This window comes from Carnobacterium maltaromaticum DSM 20342 (genome assembly GCF_000744945.1).
GTDB lineage: Bacteria > Bacillota > Bacilli > Lactobacillales > Carnobacteriaceae > Carnobacterium > Carnobacterium maltaromaticum.
The window spans coordinates 2,431,880-2,451,837 of record NZ_JQMX01000001.1 but is presented as its reverse complement, the minus strand read 5'-3'; the positions used below and the strand labels follow the sequence as shown (position 1 = coordinate 2,451,837).

The window sequence follows — 19,958 nt, the reverse complement described above, 5'->3', positions numbered from 1 at the left end:
AAAAGAAACTTGATTTAACCTGCATCTAGTCCATATGCTTGAACTAAAGCGGCTAACCCACCTTGGTATCCACTGCCAATCGCATTAAATTTCCATTCGCCATTATGACGATAAAGCTCACAGAAAACCACTGCCGTTTCAACAGAGAAATCTTCACCTAAATCAAAGTTTAAAATTTCTTCGCCGGTTTCTTCATTTAAAATATGAACAAACGCATTAGAAACTTGACCGAAGTTTTGATTTCTAGCCACGGCATCATCGATTGTAACCGTAATTGCGATTCGATCAACAGCTGGCGAAATTTTTGATAAATCGATTTTGATTTGTTCATCGTCTCCATCGCCTTCGCCTGTTCGGTTATCGCCGGTATGCACAACTGATCCATCTTCTGAAGTTAAATTATTATAGAAAATAAAATTCTTTTCATTCAGACATTTACCGGTACTATCTAATAAAAACGCAGATGCATCTAAATCAAATGCTGCTCCACCATCATATTGGTTGGTATCCCAACCTAATCCAATAATTGTTTTTGTTAAGCCCGGATTGGTTTTTGTTAAATCAATTTTTTGACCTTTTGATAAATTAATTGCCATAAATAAATGTCCCCTTTCTATTAAAAGTTCTTCTTTAATTTGTCTCGATAAATTATATCAGAAAGAACTCATTTTTAATCCATTCTGATTAATTAATCTTATATTACCCGATATTCACACCAAAGTCACGACCTAATGCAGCTAGTCCACCTTGATACCCACTACCGATTGCTGTAAATTTCCACTCGCCATTATGACGGTACAATTCTCCAACAACAATTGCTGTTTCAATTGAAAAATCTTCGCCTAAATCATAGCGAATCAATTCTTCTTCGTTGTCTGCATTTAAAATACGAATGAAGGCATTTGATACTTGACCAAAATTTTGGTTTCGCTCATCAGCGCTATCAATTGTTACTGTGAAACGAATTTTTTCGATGGCAGAATCTACTTTACCTAATTCAACAGTCACCGATTCATCGTCACCATCGCCTTCACCAGTTCGGTTATCACCTAAATGTTGCACGGCTCCATCTGGGCTTGTTGGTTGGTTATAAAAAATAAAATCTGCGTCGCTTTTCACTTTTTCATTTGCTGCAAGTAAAAATACTTCTGCATCTAAATCGAAATCGCCTTGACCATCATATTTATTGGTATCCCAGCCTAAACCAACACGCACCGTTTTTAAACCTGGGTTATTTTTTGTTAAATCAACTTTTTGACCTTTTGCTAATGATACTGCCATTAAAAAAACCTCCTCTAAAATTTTTTATTTATATGTTTGTAACATTTCAGAAAGACTAGCAACATTCATCCCACTACCAACTGCCGCAAATTTCCATTCGCCTTCATGTCGATAAAGCTCCCCTGCAACTAAACCAGTTAGTCCTTGGTAGTTATCAGTTAAGTTATAACGGGCAATTTCAACTCCTGAATCATCCATGATGCGAATAAAAGCATTTTTAATCATGCCGAAGTCTTGCTTACGTTTTTGAGCTTGATAAATATTTACTACGAATACGATTTTATTGTATTTAGGGCTGACTTTATTCAATGATACTTTTACAACTTCATCATCTCCATCGCCTTCACCAGTTAAATTGTCTCCTTGATGTGCGATTGAACCATCTTCGCTTTTTAGATGTCCAAAGTAAACAACATCTTTTTTATCTACAAAACGATCCCCTTGTAGTAAAATAACCGATGCATCGCAATCAATTGCTGCAGGTTTTGATCCGAAAAGACCACCTAGTAATCCACCGCCACCTGATTGTGCCGCTTCATCCCAACCTAACCCAACAGTAATATTATTTAATGTAGGATTCGATTTAGTTAAGTCAATTTTTTGTCCTTTTGATAAGTTAATTGCCATTTTCTATCTCTCCCTCTGATTCATTATAAATTTTCAAAACTATCCTTTAACAGTGACTAATCGCCTTTTTTTAATGATAATTTATATTGATTAGTTGGTATGTATTGGATATACTCTAATTATATCATAATGGTGCTTTATTAGTATTTATTAGTTTGAAATTTCTTGGATAAAAGTTAAAATTCAGACTTTAGTACTAGAAAAATAGTGTCATCTGACAAGCGGAATGCAGAAATGAGGTGTGTGGTGTGCAGGAATTACGTCCGATTCCTCAAGACCTGAATAAAATTGACTGGCAAATGGAATTTGTATTACCTATTTCCCTAAGATCTGGCTTTAGTAAAACGGAAGACTCAATGACCTATCCTCAAGTAGCAGGGGCTGTCTTGGGCGTTCCAATGGATGAATTTAGTTATAGCGAATGGCTCTATGATATTGTCTATCAAGACAACTCAACTATTCATTTATTAGCCGGAAACTTAGATAAACAAATTGACAATCAAATTTTCCAAGGCATCCAAAAACTCTTTAATATTCACAATGAGAAAAAGGGACTTAGCCCCAATCGCTTTGTGGCTTTTATGCAAGGAAATAATTTATTGCCTTTACGGGACCATCCCGATTACTATCGTTACTTAACAGTAAAATTTATTGACTTGATTAAGATTTTTGAAGAAAATCATGGTGATTTGCTTCATGCTGATTTTAGGCGTGTCGTTGTTGATTGTATCAAATGGGGTTTTAATTATATTGATAAATGGCTCCAAGAAATTGATTTAGCTACAGAAGTTCCCAAAGTAATTTGGTATGGGAATGCAACTAAAAGTGAGCAATATTTTTTATGTTTACTTTATTTACTAGGTTTTGATGTACTGGTCTTTAATAGCGAAAAGAAAAATATCTTCAAAGATATAAAAGGCCTCTCAATTTCAACATTTGAGTACCCTAGCGAGATGCCCTTAGAACCTTTTCCAACTGAAAAACCAACTAGAAAGTCTACGACTGCGCGAAAAGCCTCAATGGAATTGAACAATATTATCAACGCAGATGGAAGTTTACTATTGAAACCTTTTCAGTTAAGAGATTATTTACCCGAAAGTCTAACTCTTCAAACTACTTACGATGAGATTCGGATTATTGGGAAAGAAAAAGCTTTTGTGCGTCCAAACTTTAAAGTAAAAAAAGGTGCTGTTGAAATTCCTGTTTTATTTTCTAAAGTTTTAGGTGTATCTGTGGATCGTGGAAAATATTGGACTGATTTTTATGAAGTCAAGCAAAGTACGCCGTTAGTGGAAGTTTTTAAAACCTTCCCTATCAAACCTGAAATAAAAGGCAATCAACAATTCCATTATCAATTTGCATTAGAGAACGGCACATTGAATCCTGAAAAAATAATTACAGCGAATTGGTGGATGCATAAAGAAGTCTCAAAAGGAATGCAGTTGGCCTTAGCCAATGGAATTAGTCGTTATGTCGAAAAAGCGCATTTCCTCCCGCAAGGAAAAGAAACAAAAGCAGATGTTCAAATGTATCTTTTTTCACAGGCAATGACTATTCCACCATTAATTACAAAACTTTTACAGCAATTTGACTATGCACAAGATATTCCCAAGATCATGATTTATAATGATGGAAATAACGGAACCTTAACTCGTTCCGATGCTGCCTTGTTGTTATTGCTCAATGAAATTGGATTTGATGTATTGCTTTATAATCCAACGGGACAAAATGATATTGAATTGTACATTGATGAAAGTAAATTTGATAGTCATTGGCTGGAAGAAGTTAGTTTCACTGAAATTTTCCAAACCAGTAGCATGGCTGCCAAAGGAAATAATGCAATTAAATCGATTTTCAATAAATTCTTAAAATAAAAAGGAGCGTTATAAACGATGGAAAACCAAAATGAAACAGGTTTAGAAGAAGTTCAAATAGTCAGTGTTGAGAAACGAATCTCACAAGCAGAAGCTCAAAAAGCTGAATTAAAAACAGCACCTGATGTAATTAATATCAGTAAAAACATTGATATCAAAGATCAAATTTCTATTTTAGAGTTTGGGAAAGAGCCAGCTGAAGGCATCTCACAATTTTCTGGTCGTATTTTAAACAACATGAGTGTTGCTGAAACACAAAAATCGACTGTCATGCTGAATCAGCTTGGGAAAATAATGGACAAGTTTGAACCAGAAGATTTCGCTGAAGAGAAAAAAGGATTCTTTGGTAAAATATTTGGTAAAGGAAAAGATATTATGGCGCAAATTATGGCTAAATATCAAACAATGGGCGGCGAAATCGAAGTTGTCTATACCGAGATTAAAAAATATGAAGTCAAAATGAAAAACAATGTCGCTATGCTGAATCAATTAGCTGATGAAAATATTAAATACTATTTCGAATTGGAAAAATATGTAGCTGCAGGTGAACTGATTGCGGAAGATTTGCGCAATAATAAAATTCCTCAATTACAAGAACGTGTTAACAATGGCGATCAAATGGCTGGCATCGAACTAAGTAAAACATCGGCTGCTTTAGAAATGGTTGAACAACGCATTTATGATTTAGAAATGGCCAAGCAAGTTTCTTTACAAACTGGACCACAAATCGATATGTTACAAAAAGGAAATGTCCGTTTAATCGGAAAAATCAACTCTGCCTTTGTCATTACGATTCCAGTTTTCAAGAGTGCCTTAATTCAAGCAGTTGCCATTAAACAACAAAAAATGACAGCTGAAGCTATGACTGAGTTAGACAATCGAACAAATGAAATGCTCTTAAAAAATGCACAAAATATTTCACAAAATAGCATTGAGATTGCTAAAATGTCTGGCTCGCCAAGTATTAAAATTGAAACTATGGAACAAACTTGGAGCACTATTATGAATGGTTTAGAAGAAACCAAGCAAATTGAAGCCCAAAACATTGTTGAAAGAGAAGCGGGTAAAAAACGTTTATTAGAATTGCAAAAAGATTACGAAGCTAAAAAACATACTATGTAAATTGAAAAACTACTGGATTTTATTCAAATCCAGTAGTTTTTTTCGCTAAATAAGAAAAGAATATCTAACCAAATACATGTTATACTTTTGTTGTTACCTATCTCACGAGGAGCGAATCCAAACTGAGAGGAGGTGTTTCTCTTGAATATGACAGCGATAACATTTGTCTTGTCTCTTTTAGTAGCTTTACTAGCTGAGATTTCTGGATATTGGTTAAACAATCGAGACAAATAAGAGGTAACTAACCAACATCAGTTGTACATATGTATAACAAAAACCCCCATATCCTCGACGATATGGGGGTTTGGTGTTTCTCTTGAATAACAGTATAAACAAACTATAACATACGTACGTTTTTTATTCAACTATTATTTTTGTTGCTACCCTTCGAGTAACGTATGAATTTTCTCTAAAGAATACGTTGTGGTCTCTAGATTTTTTTCAGAAAAACCAGAAAAATAAAGATACTGGTTTTGTTGCTTAAGCATTCCATAATCCATTTCTGTATCACCCATTGCTAGATAATGTGCAGATTCTGCTAGTTCTTCTTTCAAGCGGGTAATCCCACGTTCTTTGGATAAGGCTTTAGGTAGGAAGTAAAGTTTTTTATGCTGAAAATAAGCACACCAACCCAACTTGGCTAGTTCTTTATTGACCTCTAAAATAAATTTTTCTTCCCAAATTCGCTCGATAGTTAAGACACAATAATACAATTCATCGCTATCTTTTATCTTGCGGATACTTGTAGCTGGAATCATTTTCTGAATTAGCTCCAAAACAAGCTCTTTCTGATTTAACTCTTTTCTAAGTTCTTGCTTTGTTGCAGCTTGCCACTCTAAATCTAATCTACCATAACGATATAAATTCCCACCATTACTAGCTAGAGCAAACGGTAGATTAAAAGTTGAAAAACAATCTGCTAAACGTTCATATTGTTCTGTTGAACGTGTTGTGACTGGGATAAAAAGTTGCTCTTGAGTCCATTCCTGGAGAAAAGCAACTAACTCTTTTTCCATGTAACCAAAATGTCCGTTACGATAGGTTTCTGCCACCACACAGTTCTCAACCTTTAATTCTTTGGGCAAAGAGTTTTTAGAAAATAAAATTGTGCCATCTAAGTCAGTAAACAGCACCTTTTTCATATTTCTTTTTCTCCAACTTTTTGCTTAATTAACCCACAGCAAGAATAAGGCATTTTTGTATATTCTTCGATAGGCACATCCAATTCTTTAGCTAATAATAAAATGTGGCGTAAATCATTGGTTTTTTCAGGATTAATTAATAGTTTCTCTGGTACTCTTCTCAATAAAACCCGTGTCGTTTCACCAACCCCTGGTTTAATAAAATGAATGCTTTCATAGCCAAAATCAGCTTTTATCGTTTCAATAGCCTTCATCCCTGCCCAACTCGGTTCTTCCTCAGGGAGCCAGTTTACCATAGCTTCAGCAATCTCTCGATCCATTTCAACTTTATTCACGAGATAGGCTTCCATAATGGTCTCAATGTATTCATTAGATAAATCTAGGGATTCAAACTCTTTGTAATATTTTGCCCCGTGGACTTCGCCAGGTTTAATAAATTGCTCATTTAGCACCGTTCGGCTAACTAAACCTGAAACAGTGGAATTAAGGCACGCACTTGGAATGAGGAAATCTTCTCTGGTTCCATACAGCGTTGTGCAGTATCCAGTATCTGCTAAAACAGCTAAACTATCAGATAATGGAACAACTAATTTTGGATGTTCTTGATTGTATTTTACACATGCCTCTGTAAGCTCTTTTGTAATAGCCCCTTTACCCGTCCAACCATCAATAAATTGAATATCTGCTTGTTCTGACTGTCGATAAATATAGTCTAAAGCGACTTCATCGATGCCACGGCCTCGAATAATTGAAATAGAATAATGCGGAACATCCACTTGATAAACCAATTTAAGGTACCGTTTAATCAATACACCAATCGGCGTGCCTGCTCGTGCTAAACTCACTAATACCAAATTTTCTAAAGTTTTTCCCAAATCACCTTGATAATACTTCCGCTTAGAAGCTATAATTTGCTCCGCAACAATTCCAACAGATAATGCGATTCGATCAGCAGATTCTTGTAAAGTTTCTTTAAATAGAGCAATGTATTCGGCTGTCGGCTGGTACTCAACCGGTAGCATTTCGGAATAATGGGTGCCATTTTGAATCAAAACTTCTCGCTCAGGTGTAGCAATTTCTGCCACATAAGGGCTAATGTCTTGTAGTAAAAAAATAACATCCTCATCTGAATAACTGCCTTTTATAAATGGTTTCATTTAATTGCCTCCTGTTTTTCGACTTTGATAGATTCGATTTCTAGAAAAATCAATAACGTATACATTGGTTTGATCTGAGGTTAATTGCTTAATGAGTCCTTCTAAGTTGGCCTCATCCACGACACGCTCAATCATTACAAAAATATCTCGATAGTGATTTTTAGGAATCCGATAGACATAATTATCTGCGACTGGTTGCTCAATACTTTTAAATTGGCGTTTGTGAAAAATTGGATAGCCAGATACATCATTTCGACTTAAAATAGGACTTCTTGTTGTTGCTTGAAAGAAAACATCTGCTCCCATAAAAGTAGCAATCCGCAAAGGCACATACATAAACTCACCTGTACCTAGGACTAAGCATTCGCCTGCTTCACGTAGCGATTTTAGTTTAGCTCCTAATATTTTGGCTTGACTAGTTAAGGTATCGATTTTATTCGTCAAACCAAATCGTCCTGTGCTAGATAAGAAAGGTAATTTGGATTCATTTCCAAAATTATCTTCGCTGGTAATCAGGATCTTAGAAAATTCAATTTCCTTTTGAAAAATAGGAAGTTCACATAACTCAATGTCTTGCTCTTCTTCATTACTAATTTCTTCTTCAAATAATGAGGACGATACACCTAGCTCTGTGACTTCACCTTTTAAAAGTGATACTTCTTTAATTGAAATACCAAGCTCTTTTTCCAATTGCTGATAAGCCTTTTGATCACTTTCATTCCGCCAATCTAGGATTGAAACGATTGTAAATTCTTTTTTATGGGGAAATTCTTTGATAATATCACGAATTATATTTAAATTGGTTTTGCCAGTGGTTACTTCATCATCAACCAAAATAATCTCATTTTCATTTTGAAAGAAATCCTGGTTTTCTGCATAAACTTTATGCGAAGTTGCATGGCTATGCTCTTCCTCAAAGGCTAATAGAGGCGTGATATCCGCTCCAAGTATTTCACGAGTCGTATGAATATATTCTGCAGGCGATGAAAAACTAGCGTAAAAAGCTTGCCCTAATGCTGTTGCTGTTTCACAAAATCCAATAATCGTTACAGGCTTTACTAGCTCAACTTTAGGAAGCTGGGCTAAATTAAATTCAAAATTTTGGCTGCCAAATTCTGTGTTTAATGTTGCTTGAATCAACTCTTTTTGGTCATCCATTTTGTCTGCATACGTTAAGGCCAGCGCTCGTCCAATTAACAATGGGATTCCTGGATTCACAGGCAGGTGTTTTCCTAAAACTGGACTAACAAACAAAAAACTTCTTTTCTTATTGATTCGAGCAGCTAGTTGAAAAAGAGCATCTGGCTCTATTTGTAACGGATTTTTTATAATCGAAACTTGGACTTTTAACTCTTCTGTTAGTTGATATTCTTTTATTTCAGTCATTTTTAGTCCTCACTTAAATATTCTGCAATTAGTAAATCGACAAAATCTTTTTGTTCATTAAAGACCCCATAAATTTCGGATCGACGCATAACTTGATTGGCCCATAATAAATGTGGTTTAACTTCATTCATTTTATTGCCTTTTTCACTTTTAAAAACACCAACTTGTCCATTAGTACTATCTAAAATGCGTTTTGCATCGTAATATTCCTCTTTTGAAATTACATATTGGCTGTTTACTGGCACTATATGCGTTGGATGAATACAAGTTTTGCCACTGATTCCATTTAATTTATCTAATAAGACTTCTCGAATCAGACCATCATTTGCATCTGAAATCAACTCTTCACGAAGAATCTGGCCATCTTCTCCCAATTTAGTAGCAAACGGCGTTTTTCTTAAAAGTGGTTTCATTACCCGAGGACGTTTACTGAAAAATTCCCAGACACACCCACTAACAACAAAACGGCAGTCCAGACTAAAATAATTCAGCACATCTGTCATAAAGTCACGCATCACCGAGACATCATAGATTGTGGAATCGATACTTCTACGTAAACCAAATAAACCACACATATCGGTAGCTCCTAACCGAATATTTAAAATTACTTGTTCAAATTTAGGTTGGGTTAATAGTGCATAAATTTTATTTAGCTCAGACTCTCTTGTTTGGCGAACCATTAGTTCTTTTGACTCTAAAATAGGCATCGCCCATAACCATGTATCGGCTTTTTCAGCGACTTGAATTAAAGTCACCAAATAATCCTCTAAGTTACGATTATCAGCTTTCGGCAAAGCAAATCCGTTCACTTCATTAGCTAATGTACCTAGTTTTTCACCAAAATCAGCTAAATGTTGGGGTGTACGAATGCGAATAAAAATCATTGGCAACTTATCTTGTTCCCTTTGACTTTGTGTCTTTTTATATTCTTGAATCTGTCTCAATTGATTTAATAAATTCTCTTCAGCAATCTCCAAACTCACATCACCAATACTATCTTCTAAACACAAAATATAGGTGGTAGCTGAATAACGACTTTTGGTAATAATTTGAGCAATATCTTCTCTTGTTCCAGGCATGTACAAAACAGCACCTAGTGAGTTTGCAATTCGAGCTTTTTCACTTGCTGAAATCATTGCTAAAGAGCGGTCTTGTTGAATGTTAATTGGTTGCGGTTTTTTATAGAAAATTTGGTTTTCTTCCTCTTGTGTTAAAAAATTAAAGTGTTGCATTTTATTCGCCACCTCCATTAAAAATAAAAAACAAATTTCTTACTTTATACTACCACACTTGGGGATAAAATCTAGATAATCCTTTATTGTGACAACTTTTATACAAAATAATAGCAAATGTTCTTAATATAGTTGAAAACGCTTACTCTATGTGGTATATTCATATAGAGCAAAAAAACAATTGAAAAATACTTAGGATTGTTACCAGTATTTTGGGCAAAACCTTAACGAATTTAGAACTAACAGATACTTTATGTATTTTTTAGCGACTGAATTGGTTTAGGTTTATTTTTTTGCTTAAAAATAGCTTTTTGGGGTCTAACTTCAACAGTTCCTTTTAGAGAGGACGCTCTCAATGAATACAAAAGTAGCTGAGAAGATAAATGAAAAAAGGGAGAGAATAAATGATGAAAAAACATTGGGGTAAGTTGGCGATTGTAGCCTTTGGAGCACTATTAATGGTTGGCTGTGGCACAAACAATACAACAGCAGATAAAAAAGAATCGAGTTCATCAAGTTCAGAAGTCGCAACAACTACAGATGGAGAAGTCACTTTTTATGTTGTCCGTCATGGTAAAACAATGCTAAATACAACGGATCGTGTACAAGGATGGTCAGATGCTGTCCTAACTCCTGCTGGGGAAGAAGTGGTTGGTTTTGCTGGTAAAGGTTTAGAAGATGTTGAATTTAAAACCGCATATAGTAGCGATAGCGGACGTGCGATGCAAACAGCACGTATTATCTTAGATGAAAATAAAAAGTCATCTAAAGTGGCATTACAAACAGATGAACGCTTCCGTGAGTTTAACTTTGGTACTTATGAAGGTGACTTAAATGAAACTATGTGGACAGATATTGCTCAAAGCCAAGGAAAAACATTAGAAGAGTGGCAAAGTGCCGGCATTTCTCCAAAAGATTTTGCCAACAGTGTTGCTGCATTAGATAAAGAAAAAGTTGAAGAGGGTATTAATTGGCCTGCAGAAGATTATGCAACGATTTCTGCTCGTCTAAAAGCAGGTATTACTGAATTAGCTGAAAAAGAAAGTAAAAAAGGCGATCACAATGTTTTACTTGTTTCCCATGGTTTAAGTATGGGGGCATTAGTTGATACCTTGTTTGATGACTTTAAATTACCAGATGGTGGTTTTAAAAATGCTAGTGTCACAACAATTACGTATAAAGATGGAGAATTTAAATTAGGTGATGTAAATGATTTAAGCTATATTGAAGCTGGTGAAAAAGCAAGTAAATAATACGATTGGAAGAGGCTAAGGAAAAATTCCTTAGCCTCTTTTTCTATCTATAGACGTCCATACTCAATTGGTTCTTGATTTATCTGTATTTGATTGTCAGATTGTTCCACAACCAAAATTAAGTTGTTATCTTGTTCTTTTAAATAAAAAAGCTCATCAATTTGATAGATGCCTTTAGAGTGACCACCTTCTAGTAAGAGAATAGCCGTTGCAATTGCCATGTCTGCCGTAATCTGCGCCTCATTTTTACCTTTTAAAAAGAGACCTACATGTTCTGTTTTCTTATACGCATCAATTTTAATTTGATAGGTTGGTTGTCCGATTTTTATTTTTTGAAAAAGGGCCAACACTAAAGATTTAACTCTATTTTTTTCTAAAAATCGAATTAGGTTTAATTTAGTCAACGCTGCGAAAATTCCCGTTGCACTTCGAGAATCAAAGGCTAGACGAGTCTTCACTATCGGAATGGCTAAGCTACTTGGCAAAGTAAGTTGATCTGGAAAAGGAAAAAAATAAGCTTTTCGCAGGCGGCGATCTCCCGAAAAACGAATTTTTTCTCCACCAGTAAAACTAGTTACTAAGGTTGAATCAGCTAATGTGTAGCGTGTATTCATATTTTTAATCGTCCAACTCATTGCCTCTTTTCCATGGGTGTCTCCCAAGCCTAGTAAAATAGAAATATCAATTTTTTCAGAACGAGGCATTAATTTTAAACTCTCTTTTGCTACTAAATTGGTTAACCCAGGAGCTAACCCCACACCTAAAATAGCGGTACTGTTTTGCTTCCCTTTATCTAGATACATGAGTTGTTGAAAAAAAGCATAATTTGCTGAAATATCTAAGTAATCAACACCTAACTCTAAACAACGTTCCAAGAACAACGTATTTGTCTGATCAATACAAATAATAACTAAATCCGTATTTTGTAAGAAATCCCAATCGTCCTCGTTAGTTAAATCAACACTTAAATAGCTCAATTTTTCTGACGAATTTCGACTAAATTTTAATGCCTTTTCTTCACTGCGTCCAGCGACAACAACCGTTGAATAGCGCTTTGCTAATTGGCGACTAACCTGTCCACCAACATGACCATAACCACCAATAACGACAATTTTTTTCATTTTCAAATGCCTCCTTAAATGCCCCACAAACGTTTTTCTAGCCATCTTTGTTTCATTAGGCTATGCTTAAGTATAAAATAATTTAAAAAAAGCACCATCCCTAATTACAGGGGCTGAAGGAGGTTATCTGTTGAATGAAACGATGCTAAAAAAACAGCTGCAAAAAATTGCCTTAACATCTCAAGATTTAGTCAGTTATCAAAAAAGTATCAGTCTTTTTTTGAAAAAGGAGAGCCTTTTTAGTTCAATTTGCTTCCATTTAATTGATTCAGAAACACTTTTAACGAGACAAGCTACCACGGATAAAAAAATCCAAGCTATTCATCCACAATTAATGAGCTATGAATATCTAGATGAATCGGTCCATACTTATCGTCAAATGCTTAAAACACAAACCGACATTTCTATTTTGAGTCAATTGGCGAATCCAATTCTGATAGACAACAAGAAATTCACAGAAATTTTAGCACCTGCAAATATTGCAGATGAAATGCGGATAGCCCTCATTTATCAAGATATCTGTTGGGGATTCCTGACTCTGTTTAAAGCAACTGATGATGGCTTTTTCACTAAAGGTGAAGCTGATTTACTGACTTATATAGCACCATTTATTGCTGCTTACTTAGGTAAATCAGCTCAATTCCAACTAACGAATCAACCATTAGAAAACCAAGAGTTGGCTTCCTTCATTATGTTAAATAAACAATTAGAATTAGTCGGTTATACACATTCAGGTGAATCTTGGTTGCATCGTCTCCAAGTAGAATTGCAGCTGCCTTCTAACCAAATTCCTATTCCTCTGCAAAACTTAGCTACCCGTTTATTTTTCTCTAAAGAACCTTCTGAAAAACTGTTGCTTTCACTTGATGACGGAGAATTAGTGAGTGTGGTGGCAAGCAGATATGTAACACCCTTGGATTCACCAAAAATTCAGCAAGTAAGCATCACTTTCCAAGAGCCAAGTTTATCAGAAAAAATCAATTATCAAATGCTGCAAAAGCAGTTAACTGCTCAAGAGCAAAAAGTTGTTGGTTATATTTTATCTGGCCTAAGCAACAAACTGATTGCCAGTGAATTGGCAATTTCTGTTTATACTGTCCAAGATCATATCAAATCAATTTTCACTAAATTAGCTATCAGTAGCCGTAATGAACTATTGCCACAGCTTATTCAAAAAAATAAAGTGAAAAAATCTAAGAACTATGGTTCCTAGATTTTTTCACTTGATCAAGTTATTGAATACTTCTCATCATAATAATCAAATTTTGCTTCGATTCTAAATCCCATCGATTGGTACAAATGTAATGCGCGTGCATTTGTTGATTCAACTTCTAAATAAAGCTTATCTATTTTATTTTTATAAATAGTTGTAATGACTGCTTCTAAAGTAGCTCGCCCAACTCCCTGTCCTCTTATATGAGGAGCAACCATAAAACCATAGATTCCAACTTCTCCTTGGTAATTATCAACTTTTAATTTACCAACAATTTCTCCATTTACACGAACTAACTGAATCCCCTCAAGCTCGACTTCCATCAGTTCTTTCGTTGTAATTTCTTGATTATCAAAGCGTTCTTCATTTAATCTCACAATGATTTCTCGATCAGATTCTTGGGCATCTAATAATTCCAAAGATTTGGTTTTATTAAACGTAGTCAAGTGATCTTGATTAAACCCCATGTGATACTCTGAAAAAGCATAAGGGATTTCTAATTCTTTTATGATACTAGTAAGAAGAGTATCTTCTTGATCTACGATAAAAAGACAATTTTTATTATTTTTTTCTTTGCCATATTGCTTTAAGCAAGTATACATCAGCATAAATTCTTGCTGAGTCCCATCAAAAACAGTCGTGACCTCTAATTCTTGAGGATCGTAAGCACTAAGTAACATATATCCAAGTAAAACACCTTGATTCCGATATAGAATATGGTTAACATAAGGATTTTCTTCTGCAATCATACCTTTATTTAATTTGAAAGAAAGATTTTTCTTTTTCTGTAACGCTGTAATCAACTGATTAACTTCACTTATTTCTGGATTTTTTAATGTACTAACTTGGTTAATTTCTGTTACCAAAGGCCTGACTCCCTTTCCTTTTTCTTTCATTTAATATTCTCTAAATATGCACCACATAAAGAAAAACTGCTTTTAACGATAAAAAGCAGTCTCTTAAACTGAGTTCATTTCATGCTGTAGTACTCATGAACAGATGGCTTAGCAACCTATTTCCGCCAAAAACTTGAATAGTTGGCTTTATCTGATATATTGAATTCAATCATTCTTTCGAGTAATCCATAATCAATTGGACTTTCCCAAGGAATTTGCATCAAATTTTTAGTTTGTCCATATCCCGCTTCTTTAATTTGGTCTGAGAATACCTCCATTCCTAGCGCTTCAGGCGCAACTGCCAAATGTTTTTTAGAGACACTAAATCCAATAATAAAGGTTCCGTGATCTGTTAACATTGGTTGGTTCCAAGCAATCTTTTTCTCCAAAGTAGGAAACTTGGTGGTTGCCCATGTTAAAACTTCCTCTACTCGAGCTCGCTGCTCTGGTTGCTCAATTTCTGCAATAAATTCTGTAAATGTATCCATATTTCCCTCCTATTCTTATGCTTCAGCCAATAATTTTTCTAGTTTGCCCACTAATTCCATTTGCCCATATTTGGCTCCTTCTAACGCGCCAGGCTGTTCACTAATGCCAGTTTGATCAAGATGCAATTGTGTACCACCGTCTTCTAGCGCTGTTAAAGTCCAAACAACCGTATGAACTTCTGGACCTGTTCCCCATGTGTAGGACAAGCTATGAGGCTCTTCTACTTCAAGAACTTGACCTTCTACAATGCCATCCCACCACTCATTTGGTTCTGCACGGTAGGTAAATTTATACCCAACAACCGGTTTAAAATCGTTTTTCCACATCCATTTTGCTAGCATATTTGAATCTGTTAAGGCTGTCCAAACTTGATTAATTGAGCTGGTAAATTGAAAATCTAAAACTAATTCTGCCATTGTCTATTCCTCCGATACTAGATTTTTAAAAAGGTGATATGCGTTCATACTAAATTGTCTCATTTGAGATTAGTATAGCTTATTCCTTAGTTATTGTCTTGCCTTAACCATTAATTTCTCCTTGGTTAAATTCCACTTATTAACTTAAAATTACTGTTGATTTCATCTGTATGTTATAATACTCATAAAATACAAGGTAGAAGGTGTGACTTATGGAACTTAAATTAGACGTCCTTATTTCAGAAATGCAAACAACGATTCAATTTAATCAGCAAGAAGGAACCATCACAATAGTTAAAGCTCAAGAAATTCCCAAAACCGAACATACTCTTTATTTTCTATTGAAAAATAACGAATTTGTTGCTAGTGGTACAACAAATTTTCCAGCTAATTTAAAAGATGTTGAATTTAATCAAGTCATGACTATCACACCCCCATGGGAAATCGAACCTGAACATTTAGAACAGTTATTCCTTGCTCAAGCATCTGATAAAGGAGTCAATTTGGTGAGTCTAAGCAATCCTGAAGGGCAAGTTCCTACAAATGCTGAAAAAACGGTTAACGCTTATCTCGAAACCTTATTCTTTATTCTCGAGAAATTTGGCTACCAAATTGAACCTAAGACTGATCTACCAAAGCCTAAAGCCAAACCTGCAAAAGCACGTCATAGATGGACAAAAGAAGTTAGCCAAATCGAATTTTTCATTGATACGAGAGAAAGTAAAGCCACAGCCCTTTGGGTAAAAAGGAATGAAATGCTTCTTAAAGCTGGTGCCAAAATGATGCCCACTGTGCCTTTAAATAAAGATGGTTCGGTAGGTTTTTCTGCCCGTCTAGGTGAAAAACTACGCTATGATTACAGCGATAAAATCAAAGACTTCACAACAACAGAAGATTTAACTTTTAAAAGTGTCAATGAGATTGGGATATTTCTATATTTCGGTGGAACAAATAGTTGGCTAGAAATGCTCGATGCTAACGGGAAATCAATTAATGAATGGACCGTTGTTGAATAGATTACAAAATAAAAACATCGTACGAAATCTATTTTGCTAAATGATTTCATACGATGTTTTATTTTTCGTTTATTTTTCCTTGATTAAGAGACCTTCATCCCACAAATCAGCATGTACCAATATTACTTCAGGACCAAATGTTTGTTTGATAAAGTCTTTCATTTCAGACAAATCCAACTCATTTTTCAAGACAATAATGCGATTAATAAACCAGTTTTTCCGATCAGCAGTGGCTGGAATTTCTAAATTTATTGTATAAACAAAGCAATCGTCCCAATTTTTTTCGATACGCATATTCTCGCTCTCCTGTTCTGATTGATTAAGCAACAATCGATTCATTTAATCATTATTTTTTTCTATTTTCGCTCTTTGAGCGCGTTTTTTTCGTTTAGCTTGTCTTCTTCTTAGTTCTGCTTGTTTTTGCTTTTCTTGCTTTTTCTTTCTCATAATAAACCAGATTAAAACTAATGCACTTAGAATCAATACAATACCAATGACGATATATAGCCATGTGTAGTCTTTTTTCACCGTGACATCTTTTTCATTTAACTCTTTCGCAACATCTGCTTTGATAGTGAAATCTTTTTTAAACTTCCAGGTTTTATCCATTGATTTTGCAGTCATCACCAGTGTGTAGTCTCCGGCTTTAAGCTTTTCTCCATTTAATGAGACCGGATAAGCAAATGAGGTATTGGGTGCCATCTGCATATCTTCTTTCTTAGACGTATATAACACTTCACTTTCGCCTTTTTTAGTGATTTTTGTATCGACTGAAAGCTGATTTAGGTATTTTGCCTGTGTATTTTGTAGGTTAGCGTTAATCACATTCCGGGCATTAACTTGATTCGGCTCAACAGCACCTAATTTTAACTCAGAATCAATTTTAACATCTGTTTCTTGAAGTACAACAGCGACTACATACGCATATTTATTTTCAATAGCTAACCCTTGTTGAGCATTCTTTTTCTCACTCTCTTCGGTTGCATCTTTCTCTTTTAACGTAATCCCGCCTGCTAGAATCCCATCAAAACCATCTTTAGGCATCTCAATTTTCAGCTCTAAGTCTGTTGAGCCCTTTGCTGGAATTTTTACTTCTTCTACAGTTGGTTTCACGATGTCTTCAATGTTATAAGGGCTTGTTTTATCTAGTTTAGTATTAGATTCACCATATTCTACAACCCCATTTATATTAGTTGTTGCAGCGTGAACACTAGGAATCACCGTAACTTCATTGTCTGTATCATTGCGCATATGAACTTTTAACGTTTGTTGCTCCGATGGCTTCATCATTAAATCAAAATAACTATGAGAAGTATCTTTTTGGTTCTCGGGAATCACAGGTTCAACACTAAATTTCAATTGCGAGGCATTCGCTTGTGGAATAACGCTGACTAGACTTAGAAGAAAGATCAGCCCAATTATTAATTTTCTTTTTACATGTAACATATTTTTTCTTCCTCCTATAATAAAAAGTTCGTTAAGCCGTTTAGGCCTGGCAAGAAAATAGGAAAAATTGATATGGCGCTTTTTGCCATCTCGAATTTTTATCTTTTTCTCGAAGGACTGGCTTAAAAGAACTAGCCTTAATAAAAAGTTCGTTAAGCCGCTTAGCTCCGGCAGAAAAATAGGGAAATACACACAAAGTATCTCGTTACTTTGAGGGATTTCATCTTTTTTCCAAGGAGTTGGCTCATAAGAACTAGCCTTAATAAATGAAAAAACAGGTATAGGAATACACCAAGTAGATGTACTCCTATACACAAAATCTTTTTATTATTCTCCTGAATTAGCTGGAGTATCAGTTAATGTCCAAGTTAAGGTTGTTTTATACGTATCTGCATCCTTAACACTTGAACCTGGTACGCTTAGAGCAATGCTTTCAGCCATGTTTGAAACATCTCCTGCACGGTAAACCCATGTACCAAAACCTTCACCTGCTGCTGCAGACATGATGTTTTCAGCTACACCAGTTCCGTCATTTTTCAATGAGAAGGATGTTTTTACAACACTTGGAATTTTTGAATTTGAAACAGAGGCAACTTGTCCATTTTTAAAGGTTACTTCAGCTCCAACTAGCTCTTTCCCCTCTTTAACTGATTTGAATTGACCATTTTGTTTGACACTCAACGACCAACCTTTTTCTCCACCACGTTTATCTGTAACTTGAGCGTAGTTTGGAACTGGATTATTTAAATCAGCTTTACCATCTTCACCTCGTAAATATTGAGGTTTTGCAAAGTAAGTTTGGTTTTTAGTTGAAATTAATTGTTCACCAAAGTCTAAACTTGATGCATAATCTAAACTTAATGGACCATTTGTACCTGGATCAACTGGTTTTTCTGGGTCGGTTGGGTCAACTGGATCAACTGGTTTCTCTGGGTCTGGATCAGTTGGGTCAGTTGGATCTGTTGGCGACTCATCTTCAATAAATTTTACTTGTGCGTTTGTATCACGATTGGCTGGAATTGGTCCTGGCGCTGCAGAAACAGATCCAACACCACTGATTACTATTGTACTAAATAATAAAGTTCCTACGGTTGCTAATTTTAATGATTTCATTTTCTTAACTCCTCTAGTTTTTTTAGTTGGTTTATTTTTATTCATTTCCTGGGACATCTGTTAGTGTCCAAGTTAATTTTGTATCATAGCGCACTGCATCTTTAGCTGTTGTACCTGGTACGTCTAAAGTGATGGCTTTGTTTTTCTTAACGGTTTTTCCTTCTACTTCCACATCTTCAAGTGTACCGAAACGATCTACCCAAGTTCCTGCACCCGCTCCTTTAACAGCAGTCATTACTTTGGTTGCAGTGTTTGGCGTTAAGGCCATATCAAAGGTTTTAGGCGCAATTACGTTTTCGATATTTGAAGCTGAAACACCATCAGTAAAGGTAATTTGTGAACCCGTTAATTCTTTGTTTAAGGTTTTATCATTTTTAAATTGTCCTTCTTGTTTAACGCTTAATGACCATCCGCCATTATTTCCGCGTTTGTCTGTAATTTGTACATAGTTTGGTCTAGCAGTTGCTGGATCAAAATCAGACATATCTTCATTCCATAAATATTGAGGATTGGCAAAATAAGTTTCATCTTTATTGGTAATTTTATTTTTCCCAAAATCAATACTTGAAGCAAAATCGATACTTAAAGGTCCATCTGTTCCAGGATTTGGTTTATGCTCTGGAGTTGTTGGATCCCATGGATTTACAGGTTTATTTGGATCTGGATCGACTGGATCAACTGGATCCGTTGGACCTTCATCGGGTACAAATTCAACCATTCCACCACTTTGATAGGTTCTTGTGTAATCTTCTTCTGCTGCCAATGCAGGTAGTGCTGTTGTCGCTAGACTTCCTATTAACATTGCTGCTGTTGTACCATATTTAATTAATTTCATTATAAATTTCCTCCTGTTTTTTGTTTTTATTTAGTAATATTAATAGCAATGAGCCTGATAAGATAAGCATTCCTATTAAATTTAAATAACCTGTATTAGTCGTACCTGTTTGTGGCAAGCTTCCGTGATTTGCTACGGACGGGCTTGGTTTTCCTGCTGGTAAAATTTGATTGGGAGTGACTACTTCTGTTTCAGTTTCTGGGTACTCATACTTCCCATAAAAACCAATCCCACTATTTGATTCATAAGTTTGTTTTTCAGATGCATCTACAACTGTCCACGAAATGGATAGACAGCCGAGAAACAGTAAAACTAGAACGATTCTTTTTTTCATTTCGG

21 protein-coding genes are annotated in these 19,958 nt (G+C 35.2%); 5 read left to right on the top strand and 16 right to left on the bottom strand.

Going from position 1 to position 19,958, the window contains the following annotated elements:
• Positions 1 to 14 precede the first annotated feature (14 nt).
• The 3 genes from BR77_RS11340 to BR77_RS11330 all read right to left on the bottom strand — a co-directional run bounded on the left by BR77_RS11340 (position 15) and on the right by BR77_RS11330 (position 1,908).
• On the bottom strand, positions 15 to 596 hold the full coding sequence (locus tag BR77_RS11340; protein WP_010053296.1) for a TerD family protein: 582 nt from the start codon (positions 594 to 596) through the stop codon (positions 15 to 17).
• A gap of 103 nt (positions 597 to 699) precedes the next feature.
• Complete coding sequence (locus BR77_RS11335) at positions 700 to 1,281, bottom strand: TerD family protein (RefSeq protein WP_015077842.1); 582 nt, start codon at positions 1,279 to 1,281, stop codon at positions 700 to 702.
• 24 nt (positions 1,282 to 1,305) lie between these two features.
• Positions 1,306 to 1,908, bottom strand: coding sequence for a TerD family protein (locus tag BR77_RS11330; RefSeq protein WP_010053294.1), 603 nt, complete (start codon positions 1,906 to 1,908; stop codon positions 1,306 to 1,308).
• 248 nt (positions 1,909 to 2,156) lie between these two features.
• Here BR77_RS11330 and BR77_RS11325 point away from each other — a divergent pair, with 248 nt between their 5' ends.
• Both BR77_RS11325 and BR77_RS11320 read left to right on the top strand, forming a co-directional pair.
• Positions 2,157 to 3,782 (top strand): YceG family protein, encoded by a 1,626-nt coding sequence (locus tag BR77_RS11325; protein ID WP_015077843.1) that lies wholly within the window; start codon positions 2,157 to 2,159, stop codon positions 3,780 to 3,782.
• Between the two features lie 18 nt (positions 3,783 to 3,800).
• Positions 3,801 to 4,904: a toxic anion resistance protein gene (locus tag BR77_RS11320; protein WP_010053288.1), complete on the top strand. Its 1,104-nt coding sequence runs from the start codon at positions 3,801 to 3,803 to the stop codon at positions 4,902 to 4,904.
• A 380-nt stretch (positions 4,905 to 5,284) separates the two neighbouring features.
• Here BR77_RS11320 and BR77_RS11315 read toward each other — a convergent pair whose 3' ends face one another.
• The 4 genes from BR77_RS11315 to BR77_RS11300 are packed head-to-tail and all read right to left on the bottom strand — an operon-like array spanning position 5,285 to position 9,821.
• A complete protein-coding gene (locus BR77_RS11315; protein ID WP_015077844.1) occupies positions 5,285 to 6,046 on the bottom strand; it encodes an HAD hydrolase family protein in 762 nt (253 codons plus the stop codon).
• Positions 6,043 to 7,203, bottom strand: a complete 1,161-nt coding sequence (locus BR77_RS11310) for a cysteine protease StiP family protein (protein WP_015077845.1) — start codon at positions 7,201 to 7,203, stop codon at positions 6,043 to 6,045. Before BR77_RS11310 ends, BR77_RS11315 begins: the two co-directional genes overlap by 4 nt.
• Entirely contained in the window at positions 7,204 to 8,589 is a 1,386-nt protein-coding gene (locus tag BR77_RS11305; RefSeq protein WP_015077846.1) for a phosphoribosyltransferase family protein, read from the bottom strand.
• 2 nt (positions 8,590 to 8,591) lie between these two features.
• Positions 8,592 to 9,821 (bottom strand): HpcH/HpaI aldolase/citrate lyase family protein, encoded by a 1,230-nt coding sequence (locus BR77_RS11300; protein ID WP_015077847.1) that lies wholly within the window; start codon positions 9,819 to 9,821, stop codon positions 8,592 to 8,594.
• 407 nt (positions 9,822 to 10,228) lie between these two features.
• Between BR77_RS11300 and BR77_RS11295 the strand changes: the two genes are divergently transcribed.
• Positions 10,229 to 11,074 carry a histidine phosphatase family protein gene (locus tag BR77_RS11295; RefSeq protein ID WP_016356681.1) on the top strand — a complete coding sequence of 282 codons (846 nt, stop codon included), beginning with the start codon at positions 10,229 to 10,231 and terminating at the stop codon, positions 11,072 to 11,074.
• A 47-nt stretch (positions 11,075 to 11,121) separates the two neighbouring features.
• Here the strand turns inward: BR77_RS11295 and BR77_RS11290 are convergent, their stop codons facing one another.
• Complete coding sequence (locus BR77_RS11290; RefSeq protein ID WP_016356682.1) at positions 11,122 to 12,195, bottom strand: saccharopine dehydrogenase family protein; 1,074 nt, start codon at positions 12,193 to 12,195, stop codon at positions 11,122 to 11,124.
• A gap of 130 nt (positions 12,196 to 12,325) precedes the next feature.
• Between BR77_RS11290 and BR77_RS11285 the strand changes: the two genes are divergently transcribed.
• Positions 12,326 to 13,408: a response regulator transcription factor gene (locus tag BR77_RS11285; RefSeq protein WP_015077852.1), complete on the top strand. Its 1,083-nt coding sequence runs from the start codon at positions 12,326 to 12,328 to the stop codon at positions 13,406 to 13,408.
• A gap of 14 nt (positions 13,409 to 13,422) precedes the next feature.
• On the opposite strand, the gene BR77_RS11280 is transcribed toward BR77_RS11285, so the two are convergent.
• The 3 genes from BR77_RS11280 to BR77_RS11270 form a co-directional block, all read right to left on the bottom strand.
• A complete protein-coding gene (locus BR77_RS11280) occupies positions 13,423 to 14,304 on the bottom strand; it encodes a GNAT family N-acetyltransferase (protein WP_015077853.1) in 882 nt (293 codons plus the stop codon).
• A gap of 116 nt (positions 14,305 to 14,420) precedes the next feature.
• Complete coding sequence (locus BR77_RS11275; protein ID WP_010053272.1) at positions 14,421 to 14,792, bottom strand: iron chaperone; 372 nt, start codon at positions 14,790 to 14,792, stop codon at positions 14,421 to 14,423.
• A 15-nt stretch (positions 14,793 to 14,807) separates the two neighbouring features.
• Entirely contained in the window at positions 14,808 to 15,209 is a 402-nt protein-coding gene (locus tag BR77_RS11270) for an SRPBCC family protein (protein ID WP_015077854.1), read from the bottom strand.
• Between the two features lie 212 nt (positions 15,210 to 15,421).
• Between BR77_RS11270 and BR77_RS11265 the strand changes: the two genes are divergently transcribed.
• Positions 15,422 to 16,225 (top strand): hypothetical protein, encoded by an 804-nt coding sequence (locus tag BR77_RS11265; protein WP_015077855.1) that lies wholly within the window; start codon positions 15,422 to 15,424, stop codon positions 16,223 to 16,225.
• Between the two features lie 69 nt (positions 16,226 to 16,294).
• On the opposite strand, the gene BR77_RS11260 is transcribed toward BR77_RS11265, so the two are convergent.
• The 5 genes from BR77_RS11260 to BR77_RS11240 form a co-directional block, all read right to left on the bottom strand.
• Positions 16,295 to 16,519 (bottom strand): hypothetical protein, encoded by a 225-nt coding sequence (locus tag BR77_RS11260; protein WP_010053267.1) that lies wholly within the window; start codon positions 16,517 to 16,519, stop codon positions 16,295 to 16,297.
• 45 nt (positions 16,520 to 16,564) lie between these two features.
• Positions 16,565 to 17,671, bottom strand: coding sequence for a WxLIP family cell surface protein (locus BR77_RS11255; protein ID WP_035065079.1), 1,107 nt, complete (start codon positions 17,669 to 17,671; stop codon positions 16,565 to 16,567).
• Positions 17,672 to 17,998: 327 nt separating this feature from the next.
• The gene (locus BR77_RS11250) at positions 17,999 to 18,784 is read right to left on the bottom strand and encodes a WxL domain-containing protein (protein ID WP_015077857.1); all 786 of its coding nucleotides are present in this window, start codon (positions 18,782 to 18,784) and stop codon (positions 17,999 to 18,001) included.
• A 37-nt stretch (positions 18,785 to 18,821) separates the two neighbouring features.
• Positions 18,822 to 19,619, bottom strand: a complete 798-nt coding sequence (locus BR77_RS11245; RefSeq protein ID WP_010053263.1) for a WxL domain-containing protein — start codon at positions 19,617 to 19,619, stop codon at positions 18,822 to 18,824.
• Complete coding sequence (locus BR77_RS11240) at positions 19,606 to 19,953, bottom strand: EF2685/EF0750 family sortase-dependent surface protein (RefSeq protein WP_035065074.1); 348 nt, start codon at positions 19,951 to 19,953, stop codon at positions 19,606 to 19,608. The genes BR77_RS11245 and BR77_RS11240 overlap by 14 nt, the downstream gene beginning before the upstream one ends.
• Between the last annotated feature and the right edge of the window lie 5 nt (positions 19,954 to 19,958).